Here is an 18,780-nt window from a genome sequence, read left to right as displayed (position 1 = left end):
TTACAGAGTAAATTATATTTTAAAATAATATAAATATAATTAAATCCTAACGTTACGATTAATAGATTAAATTCACAAAATTGTAATATTATTCTTGGGGGGAGGCTATTAAATACAGGTAAAAGCGTGTAAAATTCAGTTGGAAAAACTACCTATAGATGGTCATATATGAAGAAAATGTAAGGTTTTATTTTTAGATGTATAGATGACGAGACTAAAATATATCTTTTACTATTTTCCTTTTATGTAAGAAGAGAACTCATCACAAGTAGAGCGAAGTGAGGAGGGCGTAATACATAAAAAAATTTACAATATAAGAAAGCGAATACATTTAGAGAAATGCGGTAGTAATTGATATAGGTGCGAGAGGTGTTAGTCTATTCAATAAATGTTTTTATAAAAATAATAGGATTTCTTATTAAATGAATATATAGGATGGTTTGTCTAAAAAAAGGACAGGGGACACAGATTATGTCAAAGCAGAAAAAGAGTAGGGTATTAGTAGCTGGTATTTGTATATCTACATTATTATCACCAGTAGCTTTCGAAGCATCGAAAGGATATGCGGCGCCTTTGGAAGAGAATAAGGGCGGGCAGTTGGAAGAGAGTAAAGAGAATCGTTTGGAGCAGAGAACGTTTCATTTGCCTGGGAAAGGTAGTGTTGAAGAAGAGCAAAAACGCTTAAAAGTACGTTATGTACTTTCAACAAATGAACCAACTGGAATTTATGCTGGTCCAAATGAAGAAATTAAAATTGAAATAAAAGGAACGCAATCTATTAAAGCGTTCATAGGAACGAAGTCATATGATGAAAAAGGGTTTGAAGAATTTGAGTTAAAACCTGGTGAAAATAATATTTCATCTTCAAGAGGTGGAATACTATATTTTTATAACATGAATAATGATGGCGAAGTAACAGCTTGAGTTATTCATGGAGGAAGTCATTTTCCATTATTTGTATTAGGGAAACACACAAAAAAAGATTGGGATGCAATGTTAAAAAAGTATAAAAATCCTTATGCAGTTGAATTGAAGGGTGAGAGAAGTTTAATTACTGCAAGTCCTGAAGCAGTGGCAAACTATATGGGAGAGACGGATCCAGTAGAATTAATGAGGCTACATGATAAGATTATTCGCTTTGAAAATTCTGTAGCAGGATTATCTGAAGATGGTATAGGGGTGTCAAAAGCTCCAAACCACTATATCCAATTTGTTGAAAAGAGAAAACCAGATAAAGATGATTGGATGTTTGCTACTCATTATCATACAGGGTATGTTCCAGAGACTATGGATAGGGTTTTAAATATAAAGAGATTACAAGGAGATGGCTGGGGACCGTGGCATGAAGTAGGGCATTTACATCAGCAAGCTCCTTGGTTTTGGTCAGGTGTAGGAGAAGTAACAGTAAATATATATTCATTATCGGTTCAAAGAATGTTAGGCAATAAATCAAGTCTAGAAGAAGATGGTCATTATAAAAAAGCTTTTGCTTACTTAGATAATCCTGATGCTCAAAAAAGATGGAAGAATTCGAGAAACTAGTAATGTTTTGGCAACTTGATTTAGCTTATGGAGAGCATTTTTACCCTAATTTACATCAAATGTATCGCTTATTACCAGAATCTGAAATGCCTGCTTCAGATGAAGATAAAAAGCAAATGTTTATTTATATGGCATCGAAAGCGGCTAAACAAAACTTAGTGCCGTTTTTTAAGAAATGGGGATTAGGTCCAAATGATGAGGTTAGAGGGAAAATCGAAAATTTAAATTTACCTAAATTAGAAAAAGAAATATGGAAAGCAACAGATAGTAATATTATTCGTGAAAAACAAGTGAAACCATACGGCGGGCTTCCTTATGGTGAAGCGTCTACTGTGGTACAAGATCTCATCGTTGGTGCGAATTTTAATGAAAATCTAGCAAATAGTCTTGTTCAAAATTTAGGTGAAAATGTAAAAGTAACAGGTAGAATTATGTGGCCGTATTTAGAGGTTGGAAAAAGAGCGGTATTAGTAGAAATTGAGGATGAGAAAGGACAGAGAAATTTCATTTCTGTTCCAGTTAACAGTCTTTATGGAGATACTATGGTATTTAAAGGTTACGGTGATGAGGTAAATTCTGTTATAACGCTCCTTCATGATGAAAAGAAAATCAACGTTTCTTTCGTTGGTAATGAGTTTCATGAGCGCTTTAAAAATGAAAAGTATGTAGGGATTACCTTATATGATAAGGATGGAAATGAAAAGAAAAATATTTCTATAGAAGGGCAAGAAAATTCTAAAAAAGTTGCTTTGCAACTTGAAGGTGTTGAACTTCAATATGGCGATATTATGAAAGTATATCATGCAGAACCAAGTCGTTTCGATTGGTATCAAAGTAATAAACTTGTAGATCAAGGTGGAGCTAAGAATAAAAAAGAAAAGTTCTTTAAGATTACTCCACAAGGATATGAACTAATAGACGGTATACAGGAAGTAGAAGCAGTACCGCAAAAAGTATTAATCGGGGCAGACGCTGAAAAATTAGAAGCGAAAAACTTTGTTCAAGTAAAAGGTGGAGAAGTAATTGGTTTTGTAGAAAAACCGAATACAATGAAAATCGGTGAACAAAAAGTAAAAGTAGAAACGAAAGATCGTTTCGGAAATAAGAAAGTGACGGAAGTGCCAGTAGAAGTAACTTATGGAGATAGCCTATTTGTATATGGATTAAGTTATGGTAGTGACGATATGAAATCGATTATAACGTTACATCATGATACGAAAAAAATGAGTGCGACAGATACGGATAATTTGATTCATGATTACTTTGGAGATGAGAAGTATTTTGAATTCACCTTGTACAATAAAGAGGGAAAAGAGAAGAAAAATATAGAGGTAAAAGGCTTGGAGAATACAGAAGCTTTTGCCAAGGAAGCAAATGGGTTAGCATTTGAATATGGAGATGTGGTGAAAGTATACCATGCAGAGTCTTCACGTTTACATTGGTATCAAAAAGGTTTATATGTGGGAGAAGGAAAAAATAAAGAAATAAAAGAATTATTCTTCGAAATTACTGAAAATGGATTTGAAAGATTAGAAGCTCTGCAAGAAGTAACAGCAGTACCACAAAAAGTAGTTATTGGAACTGACGTTGAAAAATTAGAAGCAAAAGATTTTGTGCAAGTCAAAGACGGAGAAGTAGTAGGATTTGTAGAAAAACCGAATACGACAAAGATTGGTGAACAAAAAGTAAAAGTAGAAACGAAAGATCGCTTTGGTAATAAGAAAGTGACGGAAGTTTCATTAGAAGTGGTTTATGGAGATAGCATTGCATATGCAGGAAATGGCGATGATATTGCTTCAATTGTAACTTTAAGGCACGAAGAGAAGAGATTCCATGCAACTGATATGGATAGCGAAATTCATGAGTATTTTAATAAAGAGCTATACATGGGGATCGCGTTATACGATGGAGAAGGAAAAGAGAAAAAACATGTAACAGCAGAGGGACAAGAAACATCAGAGAACTTTGCGAAGCAAGTGAATGGTATACAGTTCGAGTATGGAGATGTAGTGAAAGTATTCCACGCAGAACCGGATCGTTTGAAATGGTATCAAAATAATACACTTACTGGTCAAGGTGAGAAAAAAGGAACAAAAGAACTATTCTTCAAAGTGACAGAAAAAGGTTTTGAGAGAATGGACATGTTGCAAGAAGTCACAGCGAAACCTCAACAAGTAGTAATCGGAACAGATGTTGAAAAATTAGAAGCGAAAAATTTTGTTCAGGTGAAAGACGGAGAAGTAGTAGGATTTGTAGAAAAACCAACTACAGCAAAAGTTGGAAAACAAACAGTAAAAGTAGAAACGAAAGATCGCTTTGGTAATAAGCAAATAACAGAAGTGCCAGTAGAAGTGATTTACGGAGATAGCATTATGTTCTTCGGTACATGGCACGACGAAACGAATATTAAATCGATTGTTACATTAAATCATGAAGAAAAGAAATTCAGTACAACAGATTCAGAAGGTCCAATGCATACTTCATTTGCAGATGAGAAGTATATGGGAATGACTGTGTATGATAAGGATGGAAAAGAGAAGAAAGATTTATCAGTAAAAGCATCGGAGAATACGAAAGTATTTGCAGAACAATTTAATGGAATGACTTTTGAATACGGTGATGTAATAAAGGTATATCAAAGAGAGTTTGATAGATTTAAAGTGTATAAAAAGAATGAACTAATGAATGCGCAGTATGGTGTTCATGAAGTGCTCTTTAAAGTGACAGAGCAAGGTTTTGAGAGAATGGAAGCACAACAAGAAGTAACAGCTATACCGCAAAAAGTAGTAATCGCAACAAACGCTGATAAATTAGATGCAAAAAACTTTGTTCAAGTGAAAGATAGAGAAGTAATTGGATTTGTAGAAAAACCAAATACAACAAAAATCGGTAAACAAACAGTAAAAGTAGAAACGAAAGACCGTTTTGGAAATAAGAAAGTAACGGAAGTACCAGTAGAAGTAACATATGGAGATAGTCTTGTATACCAAGGGCTGGGTGATGATATTCGTTCTATTGTAACGTTAAATCATGATGATAAGAAACTACATGTAACGTCTACAAATGAACAAATTCATAGTTACTTTAACAATGAATTATATATGGGAATTACCCTATATGATCAAAATGGAACGGAGAAAAAACATGTAACAGCAGAAGGACAAGAAACTTCAAAGAATTTTGCTGAGCAAGTAAATGGTATGATGTTCGAGTATGGTGATGTAGTAAAAGTGTATCATGCAGAATCTGATCGTTTAAGTTGGTATAAAACTGGTGAGTTAATTGGAAAAGGGGATGCGAAAAAATTTAAAGAGATTTCCTTCAAGATTACTCAAAATGGCTTAGAGCAAGTACGATAATAAGAAAAAGCTCGTAAAACATTATGTTTTACGAGCTTTTTTATTATTCAGCTTCAGAAACAACTGTGAAGCGTTCGTTTACATGTTTTGGATTTTCGATTTCATCAAGTGCTGCAACTGCGAAGTCCTCGTAACTTACGTAGCTATCACCTTTTGAGTTAACAAGAAGATTGTCTTTGCCAGCTTTGTAAGAACCAGTGCGTTTTCCTAATGCGAATAGTGCAGAAGGGCTGATGAATGTCCAAGTGATATCATTTGTTTGTTGCAAGATTTCTAAGTTTTTACCTTGGTTTTGAGCTGTTGCAAGGTATTCGCCTGGGAAACCTGGTGTATCAAATACACGTGTTGTTTTTTCTTCGTCTACAAATAAGCTTCCTGCTCCGCCAACTACAAGTAATTTTGTATTTGGTGCACCTTTCACAGCTTCAATAAGTACGTTTCCTGCATCTACGTGAAGGTGTTCTTGCCCTGCTGGAGCGCCAAATGCATTTACAACTACGTCGAATGCTTGTAGGTCGTTAGATGTAAGAGAAAATACGTCTTTTTCTAAAACTTCTACGTTTTCTTCTGTAATTTTTGCAGCGTTTCTTACGATTGCAGTTACTTCATGTCCACGATCTAATGCTTCTTTTAAAATACGACTTCCTGCTTTACCAGTTGCTCCGATAATTCCGATTTTCATAATAAATCCCTCCAAAGTGTTTTGTTAAATTGTATATCTGAAAGTGAATGAATGTATTGTAATTAGGTTTGTTACAACCTGTTGTAATCATTATAGTTACAGGTAGGTGTTTTTGTCAATGGGGTAGTTTGTAGATTTATTTTTTGTTTTAGTATGCACAGTTAGAGGGAGGAGAGTCATAAAGATATTGTTACTTCGCGCTTGGCTAATATTTGGAAATTGCAAATTGTCGAAAAATGTTGATTTTTGAATGTTTTTTAAATATAATTCGTTTTATGGAGAAAAGGAGGGGTTAATTGTATGAATATTTTGGAACAATTCGTTTCATCAACGAATACGATTCTTTGGTCATATATTCTTATTGCAATGTTAATTGGTTTAGGGCTTTATTTTTCTATTAAATTGAAATTCGTACAGCTTACTCATTTAGGAGAAATGATTCGTTTAATGAGTGATGGACTAACTGGCAAGACACGTAAAAAGGGCAGTGTATCATCGTTCCAAGCATTTTGTATGAGTTCTGCAGCTCGTATTGGTATCGGGAACTTAGCTGGTGTAGCGTTAGCTATTTCTATGGGAGGACCTGGAGCTGTATTTTGGATGTGGGTTATTGCGATTATCGGTGCTTCTTCAAGTTTCGTAGAAAGTACGCTTGCGCAAATTTATAAAATAAAAGATGGCAGTGGCTTCCGTGGTGGTCCTGCTTATTATATGGAAAAAGGTTTAAATAAACGTTGGATGGGGATTTGGTTCTCTATTCTGATTACAATTAGTTACGGTTTAATTTTCAACTCAGTACAAGCAAATACAGTAACATTAGCATTTGAAAATGCATTTGGCTTAGAGCGTTATATTGTTGGTATTGTATTAGCTGCATTAGTTGCGGTTATTATTTTTGGTGGTGTAAAAAGTATTGCACGTATGTCGGAAATGATTGTTCCGCCAATGGCGCTTATTTATATTGCCGTAGCTATTTTTGTTGTCATTAAAAACTTCTATTTAATACCAGATGTATTTACGGAAATCTTTAAAGGTGCATTTGGTTTAGATTCAGCTGTAGGTGGCGGTATCGGTGCTGCGATGAAATATGGTATTCAGCGCGGATTATTTGCGAACGAAGCAGGTATGGGTAGTGCGCCGAATGCGGCAGCAACAGCTGATGTAACGCATCCAGCGAAACAAGGTTTTATTCAAACGATTGGAGTATTAGTAGATACATTCTTAGTATGTACATCAACAGCATTTATCGTACTATGTTCTGGTGCATATAAAGCAACGAATTTAGAAGGTATTGAATTAACACAAAATGCATTAAGTTCACAAATTGGCCCATGGGCGAGCAGTTTCTTAGCGATTATTATTTTCTTATTTGCATTTAGTTCACTTCTAGGAAACTACTATTATGGTGAAACAAATATTGAATTCATTAAGCAAAGCAAAACGTGGTTAACAATTTATCGTATTGCGGTAGTTGGAATGGTATTATTCGGTTCTGTTGCGACGCTTCAAGTTGTATGGAATATGGCGGACTTATTTATGGGGCTAATGGTAATCACGAACTTAATTGCGATTACACTTCTCGGCCGATTTGCGTATGCTGCATTGGCAGACTATGTAAGGCAAAAGAAACAAGGAAAAGATCCAGTCTTCAGTGCAGATTCTATTCCTGGTTTAACGAATACAGAGTGTTGGGATAAGTCAGCGGTAACAGATAAAGAAAAAGCAGTGTAAATGAAAAGGCGAGCATCGAGGTGAATTCGATGCTCGCCTTTTTTGTTGTAGGAAATGATGAAAAGGGTGAGAGGTAATTATTAATATAATTTTTTTGTTTATTTCTCTCTCGTTATTTGTGGGGAACGTGCTGTATTAAAAGTATGACTGGTCGAAGAGGATAAGTGATTGAGTATTGGATAAATGTATGTAATGGCTATATTTTTATGTAAAAAAAACACGTATGTTAATTTTATTAACATATTCATGTTATAAAACCTTACATAAAGTTCTTGATTACTTAAAGTTTTTAGAATATAATTTTCTTATTGTTAGGAAGAGGGGGCAATGCAAATATGGATTTTTTAGCTAGGGTAATTGGGGATGTAAATAATATCCTTTGGTCATATGTCATTATTGCGATGTTAATTGGGTTAGGGCTCTATTTTTCATTTCGTGTGAAATTTGTCCAAGTTCGTTACTTCGGTGAAATGATTCGTTTGCTTTGGGATGGAGCAAGCTCGAAAACGAGAAAAGCGCAAAAAGAGAAGAGCGGCGTATCATCATTTCAAGCGTTTTGTATGAGTACAGCTTCTCGTGTAGGTACTGGTAACTTAGCTGGTGTAGCTATTGCAATCTCAGCAGGTGGTCCAGGAGCAGTATTTTGGATGTGGTTAATCGCGGTAATTGGGGGTGCTTCTGCATTTGTAGAGAGCACATTAGCGCAAATTTATAAAGTAAAAGATGGGAATGCATTCCGTGGGGGCCCAGCGTATTATATGGAAAAGGGTTTAAAGAAACGCTGGTTAGGTGTTGTGTTCTCTGTTCTAATAACAGTAAGTTTCGGATTGATTTTTAACGCTGTACAGTCTAATACTGTAGCGGCTGCCTTTGATGGGGCGTTCAAAACAGATAGTAGATTAGTAGGTCTTGTTATGGCTGGTTTACTTGCAGTTATTATTTTCGGCGGAGTAAAACGAATTGCTCGCGCGGTTGAAATGATTGTTCCAGTAATGGCAATTATTTATGTAGCAGTGGCATTATTCGTTGTTGTAACAAACATTACGGCAATTCCATATGTATTTAAAGAAATTTTCTTACATGCTTTCGGAATTAAAGAAGTAGTAGGTGGAGGATTAGGAGCTGCGATTTTATTAGGGGTAAAACGTGGATTATTCTCAAATGAAGCAGGTATGGGTAGTGCGCCGAACGCAGCAGCGACTGCAAACGTAACGCACCCAGTTAAACAAGGTTTCATTCAAACTTTAGGGGTATTTACAGATACATTATTAATTTGTAGTTGTACAGCATTTATTATTCTTTTATCAGATGTGCATAATGCAGCTGATTTAAATGGAATTCAATTAACGCAGCAGGCGTTAAGTCAACATATCGGTCCATGGGCTTCTATATTTGTAGCAGTTGCAATCTTCTTGTTTGCATTCAGTTCATTAGTAGGTAACTACTACTATGGTGAAACGAATATTGAGTTCTTAAATGGAAGTAAAGTGCTATTAAATGCATACCGCATTGCTGTACTTGGTATGGTTATGCTAGGGTCCGTGGCGACAATTCAAATCGTTTGGGATTTAGCAGATTTATTTATGGGAATTATGGCTGTTATTAACTTAGTAGCAATTGTATTCCTTTCTAAGTACGCTTTCGCAGCGTTATCAGATTATATTAAGCAAAAGAAACAAGGGAAAGATCCAGTCTTTTATGCGGAGTCTATTCCAGGTTTGAACAATACAGAGTGTTGGGATAAGCCAGAGGTAGCTGATAAAGAAAAAGCAGTATAATGAGGTGAGCATCAAGTGAAACTTGATGCTCATTTTTTGTTGGTTCAGCTATTTGTGTGAAGTGAAACTCCCGTTCATTAAAGTTTCGCTTTATAATGAAAAAGACGAACATTCATGAATGTTTCATAATAAAACGTATTTTTTTTAAGAAAAATGCGGATATGAATTATGATTTATGTTAGAATGGAAAATGCCTTTGAAATAAGAGGTTTTATGATCTTTCCTATCCGATTGAAGGTTTTGGAGGAGAAATGGAAAGTTCGGATTATTTCTTGTTTCGAATGGTCAGACGTTCAACGTTAATGAAGAGTTAAATGGAGGATTTTATTAATGAAGTTTGTTATGTTCCTTGTAGGATTACTCGTTGTATTTGTACTCGGTTTTCTTATAAGTGCCGATCGAAAGAAGATTAAGTATAAACCAATCGCAATTATGCTTATTATTCAGCTAGTATTATCTTATTTCTTATTAAATACGCAAGTTGGTTATATTTTAGTAAAAGGAATTTCAGATGGATTTGGCGCACTTCTTGGATATGCGGAAGCTGGAATCGTTTTCGTATTTGGTGGTCTTGTTAATAAAGGAGAGGTTTCATTCTTCTTAACAGCGCTATTACCAATCGTATTCTTTGCGGTTTTAATCGGAATTCTGCAACACTTTAAAATTTTACCAATATTTATTCGTGCTATTGGTACGTTGTTAAGTAAAGTAAATGGTCTAGGAAAACTAGAATCATATAACGCAGTAGCAGCTGCCATTGTTGGACAAGCAGAAGTATTTATTACAGTAAAAGATCAATTAAGTAAAATCCCAAAACATCGTTTATATACATTATGTGCATCTTCTATGTCGACAGTATCGATGTCAATTGTTGGTTCTTATATGAAAATGATTGAACCAAAATATGTAGTAACAGCACTTGTATTAAATTTATTTAGTGGTTTCATTATCATTCATATTATTAACCCGTACGATATTACAGAAGAAGAAGATACACTGAAATTAGAAAATAAGAAGAAACAATCATTCTTTGAAATGCTAAGCGAATATATTATGCTTGGTTTCACAATCGCGATCACAGTAGCGGCAATGTTACTTGGTTTCGTAGCATTAATTACAGCAATCAATAGCTTGTTTGATTCAATGTTCGGTATTACATTCCAAGCTATTTTAGGATATATTTTCTCACCATTAGCATTCGTAATGGGCATCCCGCAAGCAGAAATGGTAACAGCGGGACAAATTATGGCAACAAAATTAGTATCAAACGAGTTTGTTGCGATGCTTGATCTTGGAAAAGTAGCTGGTGATTTATCGGCTCGTACAGTTGGTATTCTTTCTGTATTCCTTGTATCATTTGCGAACTTCTCATCTATCGGAATTATCGCAGGTGCAACGAAAGGTATCGATGAAAATCAATCAAATGTTGTATCATCATTCGGCCTACGCCTTGTGTACGGTGCGACATTAGTAAGTATTTTATCAGCGATTATCGTTGGTGTTATGTTATAAAGTGAAACTTTAATTAGTGGGGGGAGCTTTATCCCCCGCTGATTATCAGCCCTCACCAATCGGGCTTTTATGGGCAGTTAATCACCCATCTAACTTCTTTGTTTTCGCTGAATGTTGAGATGGGGGTCTTACTGCCCGTTAAAGCGGGGTAAAAAAAGGATGGCTCTAGCTCATAGCTAGGGCTATTTTTTTATGGTAAATTTGCATGAAAAAACCAATTAATTAGGAATATATTAACATATAAAAATCTTTTAAAATTTATATTGCATTTCACCTAGATAACGCTTACAATTTGATTTGTAGGTGGTATCAATTTCAGACTTTCAAGTATGGTAGGAGAGAAGAAGCTACCTTTTATAAATTGCAATTTATGTAAACGCTTACTGATTTTAGATGACAGTTGAATAGTTTTTAGGGGTTTTAAATTTTTTTAACAACAATGGTCAGACGTCATTCGTTATACGTTATACGACCAATAACTCGTGGGAGAAGTGGGGGATTCACATATGAAAATAGTAATGTTTCTAGTCGGTTTACTTGTAGTGTTTGTACTAGGTTTCCTTATCAGTTCAGATCGTAAGAAAATTAAATATAAACCAATTGCACTTATGCTTGTCATTCAATTGGTACTTGCGTATTTCTTACTAAATACAAAGGTCGGATTTGTATTAGTAAAAGGGATCGCAGATGGATTTGGTTCTATTTTAAAATTTGCGGAAGCTGGGGTTAACTTCGTATTTGGTGGTCTAGCAAACGATGGACAAGCACCATTCTTCTTAACAGTATTATTACCGATTATTTTCTTAGCAGTATTAATCGGGATCCTGCAACATATTAAAGTTTTACCGATTATCATTCGTGCAGTCGGTTTCCTATTAAGTAAAGTTAACGGTTTAGGAAAACTAGAATCATATAATGCGGTAGCGGCTGCAATCGTTGGTCAAGGGGAAGTATTCATTACAGTAAAAGATCAACTAAGCAAATTACCGAAAAATCGTTTATACACACTTTGTGCATCTTCAATGTCTACAGTATCGATGTCAATCGTCGGTTCTTATATGAAAATGATTGATCCAAAATATGTAGTAACAGCACTTGTATTAAACTTATTCAGTGGATTCATTATCGTTCATATCATTAATCCATATGAAGTAAAAGAAGAAGACGATATTTTAGAATTACAAGAAGACAAGAAACAAACATTCTTTGAAATGTTAGGCGAATATATTATGCTTGGTTTCTCTATCGCTGTAACAGTAGCGGCGATGTTAATCGGTTTCGTAGCATTAATTACAGCAATTAACGGTGTATTCGATTCAATTTTCGGAATCACATTCCAAAGCATTTTAGGATACATTTTCTCACCATTAGCATTCGTAATGGGTATTCCAACATCAGAGATGCTACAAGCAGGACAAATTATGGCAACAAAATTAGTGACGAACGAATTCGTTGCAATGCTTGACCTTGGAAAAGTAGCTGGCGATTTATCAGCTCGTACAGTAGGTATTTTATCTATCTTCCTTGTATCATTTGCGAACTTCTCATCTATCGGAATTATCGCAGGTGCAACGAAGAGTATCGATGGCAAACAAGCAAACGTTGTATCATCATTCGGTTTAAAACTTGTATACGGTGCAACGTTAGTAAGTATATTATCAGCGATTATCGTTGGGGTTATGCTTTAATAAATTAAGAAAAGCAATGAGCGTAAGCTCATTGCTTTTTTGTTTAACTTGCTTTATCCAAATCTCTTTTAAAACGTGGTTTCTCTAAATAAGTTCCCAGTCTCCACACATATTCCACTGGACCCATCCGGTATTTCTGGAGCCAATAGGTGCTAACGAATAATTGAATCGTATAAATTCCGATGGTTAAAAGAATACCGAAGAAATAACCGATTTTACCGTATAGGCCAAATCCATATGCGTAAAAAATAGTTGTTGCAATAATAGATTGTGCTAAGTAATTACTAACGGACATTTTTCCCATGTTCGCCATGTATGTTAGTAGACGAGATGCTTTTTTGTAATGGAATAATAAAATAATCGTACTTCCGTAAAAGAAGGTCATAGTTACTGGTGTAAGGCCATCTTGTAACATAATTAACATCGGATGCTTTACGAACATAGCTAAGGTTTTAATTGTAAAAGAGAAGAGACCGGTGGCAAACCATATTTTTTTGACAGCAGGTATATGTTTATTGACCTCAAATAGCCAGCCTTTTTTCCCTACATACATTCCGAGTAGGAACAGTGGAGACATAAAAATTATTGCGAAAACTGATATGAAAAATAATCCGAATGCACCGTCAATTCCCATGTAATCAAAAGGATTTTCAGTCAATCTAAAGTTGACGTGATCCATATAGCCTCCGGTTTGATGGACTTTATGTTCTTTTTCAGTATAAGGTGCGAAATCATTTATATTTGTAGATGGATCAGTTTGATAGGACATAAGTGTAATAAGTGCGAGTAGAATAATCGCCCAAATGAGCAAAGTTTTCGGTTTTCGATTGATGAACATCATTAAGAAAATCCCGATAACTCCGTATGCAAATAAAATATCTCCCTCCCAAACAAAAGTGCCGTGAATGTAGCCAAGTAGTAAAAGAATGATAATACGTCTTATGTATGTAGGGAAGAATTTTTTTCCTTTTGCGATAATACTTTTTTGTAACAAAATAATGCTAAGCCCAAATAGAAAAGAAAATAGGGATATAAAATTGTGTGTGCCGAAAAATTGAATAAACCAATTAGCGCCTTTATCAAGATTGCCGAATAGATAAGTGGGTTTTTCACTGGTGAAGAACCCAAATTGAATTAATGTCATATTGACTAGTAAAATGCCAAACAAAGCGAAACCACGAATTGCATCGACAGCTTCTACACGTTGATTCATTTTTTCTCTCCTCGTATATTGTTTTTATATTGAAAATAATACCATTTTATAGCTGGCGCTATGTCAAATATGAGGAAATTTAAGGTGATTTTAAGATAGAGAGCAAATAAAAAATCACCTTAATACATGTATTAAGGTGATTGAAATATTATTGAGCTGGAGGTGTAAATGTACGTTTCTCTAATTCAGCATCTAGCATAAATAGTGCGTTTGAATCACTTGTAATACGTTTTAGTTTTTGGATGATGCTATCAAATGAAGCTTCTTCTTCTACTTGCTCATCGACGAACCATTTTAAAAATGTAATTGTTGCGTGTTCACGCTCATCCCAAGCGATATCAGATAAGTTATAAATACGCTTCGTTACTTCACGCTCGTGCTCAAGTGCCACTTCAAAAGCGTTCAATACAGATTCATATTCGTTATTTGGATTATCAAATCCAGTAATAATAGCACGCTCACCACGGTCATTAATATAGTTGTAAAGCTTCATCGCGTGGAAACGTTCTTCTTCAGCTTGTACAAGGAAAAAGTTAGCGAATCCATCATAGCTCTCGGCTGTACAGTAAGCAGCCATTGCCATATAAGCATGGGCAGAGTAAAATTCAAAGTTCATTTGTTCATTTAATGCGTCGTGTAATTTTTTTGATAACATAAAATCCCCCTTAATATTGTGACAAGAACATTATACCATAATTGATAATATTCTCATTTGGATACTTCGAACCTTTTCGAAAGCTTTGTGACGTGTGCCTCCATAATGTCTTGTAAATCTAAATCATATTTTTGTGAAAGAATAATAAGATTAGATAGTACATCACCAAGTTCTTCTTTTAACTCTTGTTTTAGTTCTTCTTCTGTTTTCACTTTTTCGTCAGGACGATCACGGCCAATTTCGATTGCACGAACAACGCGTGAAACTTCTCCAACTTCCTCTGTTAAGAAATTTAAGCGAATAAAGGAATTATACTGTGACCAGCTTCGTTTTTCGTAAAATTCCTCAACCCATCTTTGAAATGCAACGATATCCATTTCTTCCTCACCTCCTCAATATGTTGTACAATGTTCATTGTAACATAACAATATATAGTATCGGGGTGTAGAGATGAGAAAGATTTGTGTGTTTGCAGGTTCTAATTTAGGGGAGAGACCAGAATTCAAAGAGCAGGCAATTCAGTTAGGTAAAATGTTTGTTGAGAACGACTATGAGCTCGTATACGGTGGTTCATGTGTCGGATTAATGGGAGAAGTAGCAAACGAAGTTCTTCGTTTAGGTGGACGTGTAACAGGGGTTATGCCGCGCGGTCTATTTCGAGGAGAAATTGTACATACAGGATTAACAGAATTAATTGAAGTAGAGACAATGCATGAACGTAAAGCGAAAATGGCAGAGCTTGCGGATGCTTTTATTGCGCTTCCAGGCGGATACGGAACGTTTGAAGAGCTATTTGAAGTAGTATGTTGGTCACAAATTGGTATACATAATAAGCCAGTTGGTTTATTAAACATAAAAGGTTTTTACGGACCAATTTTGCAAATGGTTGAACGTTCAGCTGAAGAAGGATTTATGAATCCATCAAATAAAGAATTGATCGTTTCAGCTGAGACGGCAGATAAACTAATTCATGCAATCCAAAATTATGAGCGTCCTGTTTTGGGAACGAAGTGGAAGCAACTATCATAGCAAATACGGAAACACATGTCGTTTTAATTTAAGATGGCATGTGTTTTTAATTTGGTTAAATATGTTAATGTTTAGATGTAATGTTTTGGGGAAAGGAGAAATAGATGGAGGAGTTCGTATATTTACGTCCGGTTTTTAAAAGTATTTTAGCAGCATCTATTCTTGTTATGCTAATTGTTTTGAGACAGAAGAAAGAGTTGATTAATGAATTTTCGCTTTGGTTTATCTCGGTATTGTGTATCGGTGTTTCCGCGATAACGTTGTTTATGTCCGGATTTATCGTTGATGAGTATAATCTAGGTGGAGATCCACAATCGTTTTGTATGTTTATTGCGATTGGTTGTATTAGTGGTCTGAATTTCATTATTTATTACAGAAGGCAATAAAAGAGGCATTCCATATTACTTTGGAATGCCTTTATCATTTTGATTGCTTTGTTTTTTATACAGGTACCAGCCACCCCAGCCGCCACCAATTGCTACGACAACGAGGAAAGCATAGTCCTTAACCTCGACACGTATATTGAAAATATTAGCTATAAGTAAGAGAATCCCAACTGTTATTAACGCAAAAAACGCTCTAATTAAGTAGTCTTTCAACTGAACCACTCCCGTCATTTAAGTAGTAAATGATGAATTTGGAAAAGCCTTTTGGATCTATGATACTAAAGGGTGTTTCCTATATTTTAACATAAAAAGGATTGTAATATAGTGATAAAAGTGGGGGCGAGTTGTGTGTTAATACTGTCGTGATTTGTCGGTAAATTGATATCCCTTGTCGAATCGTTGATATATTGAGGGTAATGATCGATATAATGAAAAAATCGTTGATATATTAAGGGTAATGATCGATATATTTGAAAAATCGTTGATATAATTTCGTGTACCGTTAAGTGCAACCATTACAGAAAAAAGCGACTCTGAGCGAGCCGCTTCTGCTTTTAATGATATCCAGCTCCAGCGGCTAGAACAGTCGGTTGTTTCACTCCTTCATTCGAGGCAAAAAGCGCCTCGTAATCAGGAGTTCCAACACCCTCCTGTTCTGAGCGAGCCGCTTCCGCTTTAAAGTCTATTATTGATTCAAGAACGCGCGTAGCATCCAAGCGTGTTTTTCTAGTTCTGTGTAGATGCCTAGTAGTAGGTCAGATGTCATTTCGTCGTCAGAGTCTTGAGCGATTTCCATGCCTTTTTTCAGTTCGACTAGCATCATTTCGTAGTCTTTCATAATTGCTTCGACCATCCCTTCTGCAGTTTCTCCGTATGCTGCTTCTTGAATAGAAGATAGTTCTAAGTATTCTTTCATTGTTGCTACTGGTTTGCCGCCAATTGCTAAAATGCGTTCTGCAATTTCATCGATGTGAGTAGCTGATTCTGTGTAAAGTTCTTCGAATTTCTCGTGTAATGTGAAGAATTGAGGCCCTTTTACGTACCAATGGAAGTTGTGAAGTTTTGTGAATAAAACGCTCCAGTCTGCTACTTGTTTGTTTAATACCTCGATTACTTGTTTGTTCATTATGATCAATCTCCTTTTGAGTTGTTATGTTATATCAATTACTAATTTATAATTATTATAATCTAGTAATTGATATAAAACAACCCTTTTGCTGAAATTAATTTGAACAAATTATGAACTGTTGTAAATAAAAATCCCTATTACGGTGAGGTAATAGGGATTTTGTTTGATATATAGCTCTTGTTCTAAATGAGCCGCTTGTGCTTTTAATGATATCCAGCTCCGGTGACTAGACCAGTCGGTCATTTCGCGCCTTCCTGTGAGGCAAAGAACGCCTCTTCGTCAGGAGCTCCAATGCCCTCCTGTTCTGAGCAAGTCACCTCCGCTTTTAATTAATATCCAGCTCCAGCGGCTAGAATCTCCGGTCATTTCGCTCTCTCGCTCGAAGCAAAAAGCGCTTCAAGGTCGAGAGCTTGAAGTGTCCTGCGATTCTGAACGAGCCGAATCCGCTTTTAATCATTACACAGCCTTCTGTTTTTCTTCTACATCCTGTCCATCCCAGCACTCTGTATTCTGTAAACCAGGGATAGAGCTTGCAACGAAAACTGGATCTTTTCCTTGTTTCTTTTGCTTCAAATAGTCTACTAATGCAGCGTAAGCAAATTTGCTAAGGAATGAGATGGCAATTAAGTTTGTGAATACCATTAGTCCCATGAATAAATCAGCTAAACTCCAAACTGTTTTAAGAGCAGCGATTGATCCGAAGAATACCATTCCGACAACTGCAACACGATAAATCATTAACCATGTTTTGCTTTCTTTAATGAATGCAATATTTGTTTCACCATAATAGTAGTTTCCTAGTAGAGAACTGAAAGCGAATAGGAAAATAATAATCGCTAAGAAAGTGCTTGCCCACGGTCCGATTTGTGAACTTAAAGCGTTTTGTGTTAATTCGATACCTTCTAAATTTGATCCTTTGTAAAGTCCAGAACATAATACGATAAATGCTGTTGATGTACATACTAAGAATGTATCTACGAAAACACCTAATGCTTGAACAAGTCCTTGTTTTACAGGGTGAGATACATCTGATGTTGCTGCTGCGTTAGGAGAGCTACCCATACCTGCTTCTGTCGCGAATAAACCGCGCTGAATTCCGAACTTGATTGCTGCTCCAATACCACCAGCGATGGCTTGGTCTAAACCGAATGCACCGTTAAAGATTTCCATGAAAATGCTTGGTAACATATTGAAGTTGTTAATAACGACAAAAATAGCCACGCCGATATAAACGATTGCCATTGGCGGAACAATCATTTCTGTAATACGTGAAATGCTCTTAATACCACCAAAAATAATGACTGCAACTAATAAGGCTAATAGAGCTCCTATGATTGTTCGCTCTAGTCCAAAAGCATTTTCAAACGCTATTGTTACTGTATTCGCTTGTACTGAATTGAAAATTAATCCGTACGCAACTGTAATAAGAAGTGAGAACCAAACACCCATCCAGCGTTTGTTTAATCCTTTTTCCATGTAATATGCCGGCCCACCACGGAACCTGCTACCATCTTTTACTTTATAAATTTGAGCGAGCGTACATTCTACGAAACTAGTAGCTGCTCCGATAATTGCGATAAACCACATCCAAAATATTGCGCCAGGTCCACCCATTGAAATTGCTAGTGCTACACCGGCTAAGTTCCCGATACCGATACGTGCTGCTGCACTTAAGCAAAATGCTTGGAATGGAGAGATGCTATCTTTCTTTTTTTCTTTTCGATTAAACCCTTTACTAATTAAGCTGACCATCTCACTGAAATGAGTAATTTGGACAAATTTTAATTTAAAAGAGAAGTAAAGACCGAAGCCGATTAGCATTGCAATAAGAATATATGACCATAAAATATTATTCGTTACCTCAAGGAATCTGCTAAAGATATCAACCATATAATACACTTCCTTTTTTTCGTAATAAGAAAATTATATGCAAAAAATATACGAGAATCAATTTTTCTAAAAAATTATGTTACTTAAATCAATTTTGTGTTATGATTATGTTACATCGTAATATTTTTAGAATTATTTACATTTTAAAAAACTAAATTTAAAGCGAGAAAGTGGGGATAATTTGAA

14 protein-coding genes and 1 pseudogene are annotated in these 18,780 nt (G+C 35.5%); 7 read left to right on the top strand and 8 right to left on the bottom strand.

What is annotated here, in order from left to right:
• The first annotated feature begins 471 nt into the window (after positions 1-471).
• Positions 472-4,901: pseudogene (locus NZ044_RS25060) on the top strand (putative mucin/carbohydrate-binding domain-containing protein).
• Positions 4,902-4,944: 43 nt separating this feature from the next.
• On the opposite strand, the gene NZ044_RS25055 reads toward NZ044_RS25060, so the two are convergent.
• Positions 4,945-5,583, bottom strand: a complete 639-nt coding sequence (locus NZ044_RS25055; protein ID WP_000689884.1) for an NAD(P)-dependent oxidoreductase — start codon at positions 5,581-5,583, stop codon at positions 4,945-4,947.
• Between the two features lie 300 nt (positions 5,584-5,883).
• Between NZ044_RS25055 and NZ044_RS25050 the strand changes: the two genes are divergently transcribed.
• The 4 genes from NZ044_RS25050 to NZ044_RS25035 all read left to right on the top strand — a co-directional run bounded on the left by NZ044_RS25050 (position 5,884) and on the right by NZ044_RS25035 (position 12,292).
• On the top strand, positions 5,884-7,314 hold the full coding sequence (locus NZ044_RS25050; RefSeq protein ID WP_001022952.1) for an alanine/glycine:cation symporter family protein: 1,431 nt from the start codon (positions 5,884-5,886) through the stop codon (positions 7,312-7,314).
• Positions 7,315-7,649: 335 nt separating this feature from the next.
• Positions 7,650-9,092: an alanine/glycine:cation symporter family protein gene (locus tag NZ044_RS25045; protein WP_340950023.1), complete on the top strand. Its 1,443-nt coding sequence runs from the start codon at positions 7,650-7,652 to the stop codon at positions 9,090-9,092.
• A gap of 330 nt (positions 9,093-9,422) precedes the next feature.
• On the top strand, positions 9,423-10,604 hold the full coding sequence (locus NZ044_RS25040) for a NupC/NupG family nucleoside CNT transporter (RefSeq protein ID WP_000673845.1): 1,182 nt from the start codon (positions 9,423-9,425) through the stop codon (positions 10,602-10,604).
• A gap of 506 nt (positions 10,605-11,110) precedes the next feature.
• Positions 11,111-12,292 carry a NupC/NupG family nucleoside CNT transporter gene (locus tag NZ044_RS25035; RefSeq protein WP_000706853.1) on the top strand — a complete coding sequence of 394 codons (1,182 nt, stop codon included), beginning with the start codon at positions 11,111-11,113 and terminating at the stop codon, positions 12,290-12,292.
• A gap of 43 nt (positions 12,293-12,335) precedes the next feature.
• Here the strand turns inward: NZ044_RS25035 and NZ044_RS25030 are convergent, their stop codons facing one another.
• From NZ044_RS25030 to NZ044_RS25020, 3 genes are all read right to left on the bottom strand, one after another.
• Positions 12,336-13,505 (bottom strand): DUF418 domain-containing protein, encoded by a 1,170-nt coding sequence (locus NZ044_RS25030; RefSeq protein WP_098578425.1) that lies wholly within the window; start codon positions 13,503-13,505, stop codon positions 12,336-12,338.
• Positions 13,506-13,653: 148 nt separating this feature from the next.
• Positions 13,654-14,160 carry a ferritin gene (locus NZ044_RS25025; protein ID WP_044783112.1) on the bottom strand — a complete coding sequence of 169 codons (507 nt, stop codon included), beginning with the start codon at positions 14,158-14,160 and terminating at the stop codon, positions 13,654-13,656.
• A gap of 53 nt (positions 14,161-14,213) precedes the next feature.
• Positions 14,214-14,537 carry a MazG nucleotide pyrophosphohydrolase domain-containing protein gene (locus tag NZ044_RS25020; protein ID WP_000355764.1) on the bottom strand — a complete coding sequence of 108 codons (324 nt, stop codon included), beginning with the start codon at positions 14,535-14,537 and terminating at the stop codon, positions 14,214-14,216.
• 73 nt (positions 14,538-14,610) lie between these two features.
• Here NZ044_RS25020 and NZ044_RS25015 point away from each other — a divergent pair, with 73 nt between their 5' ends.
• Both NZ044_RS25015 and NZ044_RS25010 read left to right on the top strand, forming a co-directional pair.
• On the top strand, positions 14,611-15,189 hold the full coding sequence (locus NZ044_RS25015) for an LOG family protein (RefSeq protein ID WP_001225753.1): 579 nt from the start codon (positions 14,611-14,613) through the stop codon (positions 15,187-15,189).
• Between the two features lie 104 nt (positions 15,190-15,293).
• Positions 15,294-15,575, top strand: a complete 282-nt coding sequence (locus tag NZ044_RS25010) for a hypothetical protein (RefSeq protein ID WP_000390910.1) — start codon at positions 15,294-15,296, stop codon at positions 15,573-15,575.
• 15 nt (positions 15,576-15,590) lie between these two features.
• Here NZ044_RS25010 and NZ044_RS25005 read toward each other — a convergent pair whose 3' ends face one another.
• From NZ044_RS25005 to NZ044_RS24990, 4 genes are all read right to left on the bottom strand, one after another.
• Complete coding sequence (locus tag NZ044_RS25005) at positions 15,591-15,788, bottom strand: hypothetical protein (protein ID WP_000656312.1); 198 nt, start codon at positions 15,786-15,788, stop codon at positions 15,591-15,593.
• A gap of 341 nt (positions 15,789-16,129) precedes the next feature.
• On the bottom strand, positions 16,130-16,291 hold the full coding sequence (locus tag NZ044_RS25000; RefSeq protein ID WP_080786474.1) for an NADH dehydrogenase: 162 nt from the start codon (positions 16,289-16,291) through the stop codon (positions 16,130-16,132).
• A complete protein-coding gene (locus NZ044_RS24995) occupies positions 16,261-16,701 on the bottom strand; it encodes a Dps family protein (protein WP_001041895.1) in 441 nt (146 codons plus the stop codon). Before NZ044_RS24995 ends, NZ044_RS25000 begins: the two co-directional genes overlap by 31 nt.
• A 459-nt stretch (positions 16,702-17,160) precedes the next feature.
• Positions 17,161-18,594: an alanine/glycine:cation symporter family protein gene (locus NZ044_RS24990; RefSeq protein ID WP_340950021.1), complete on the bottom strand. Its 1,434-nt coding sequence runs from the start codon at positions 18,592-18,594 to the stop codon at positions 17,161-17,163.
• Positions 18,595-18,780: the final 186 nt, after the last annotated feature.

This window comes from Bacillus sp. FSL K6-1338, from assembly GCF_038006965.1.
Taxonomy (GTDB): domain Bacteria; phylum Bacillota; class Bacilli; order Bacillales; family Bacillaceae_G; genus Bacillus_A; species Bacillus_A thuringiensis_S.
Note: the sequence above shows the minus strand (reverse complement) of the source record. Positions and strands in the feature narration are given on the sequence as shown.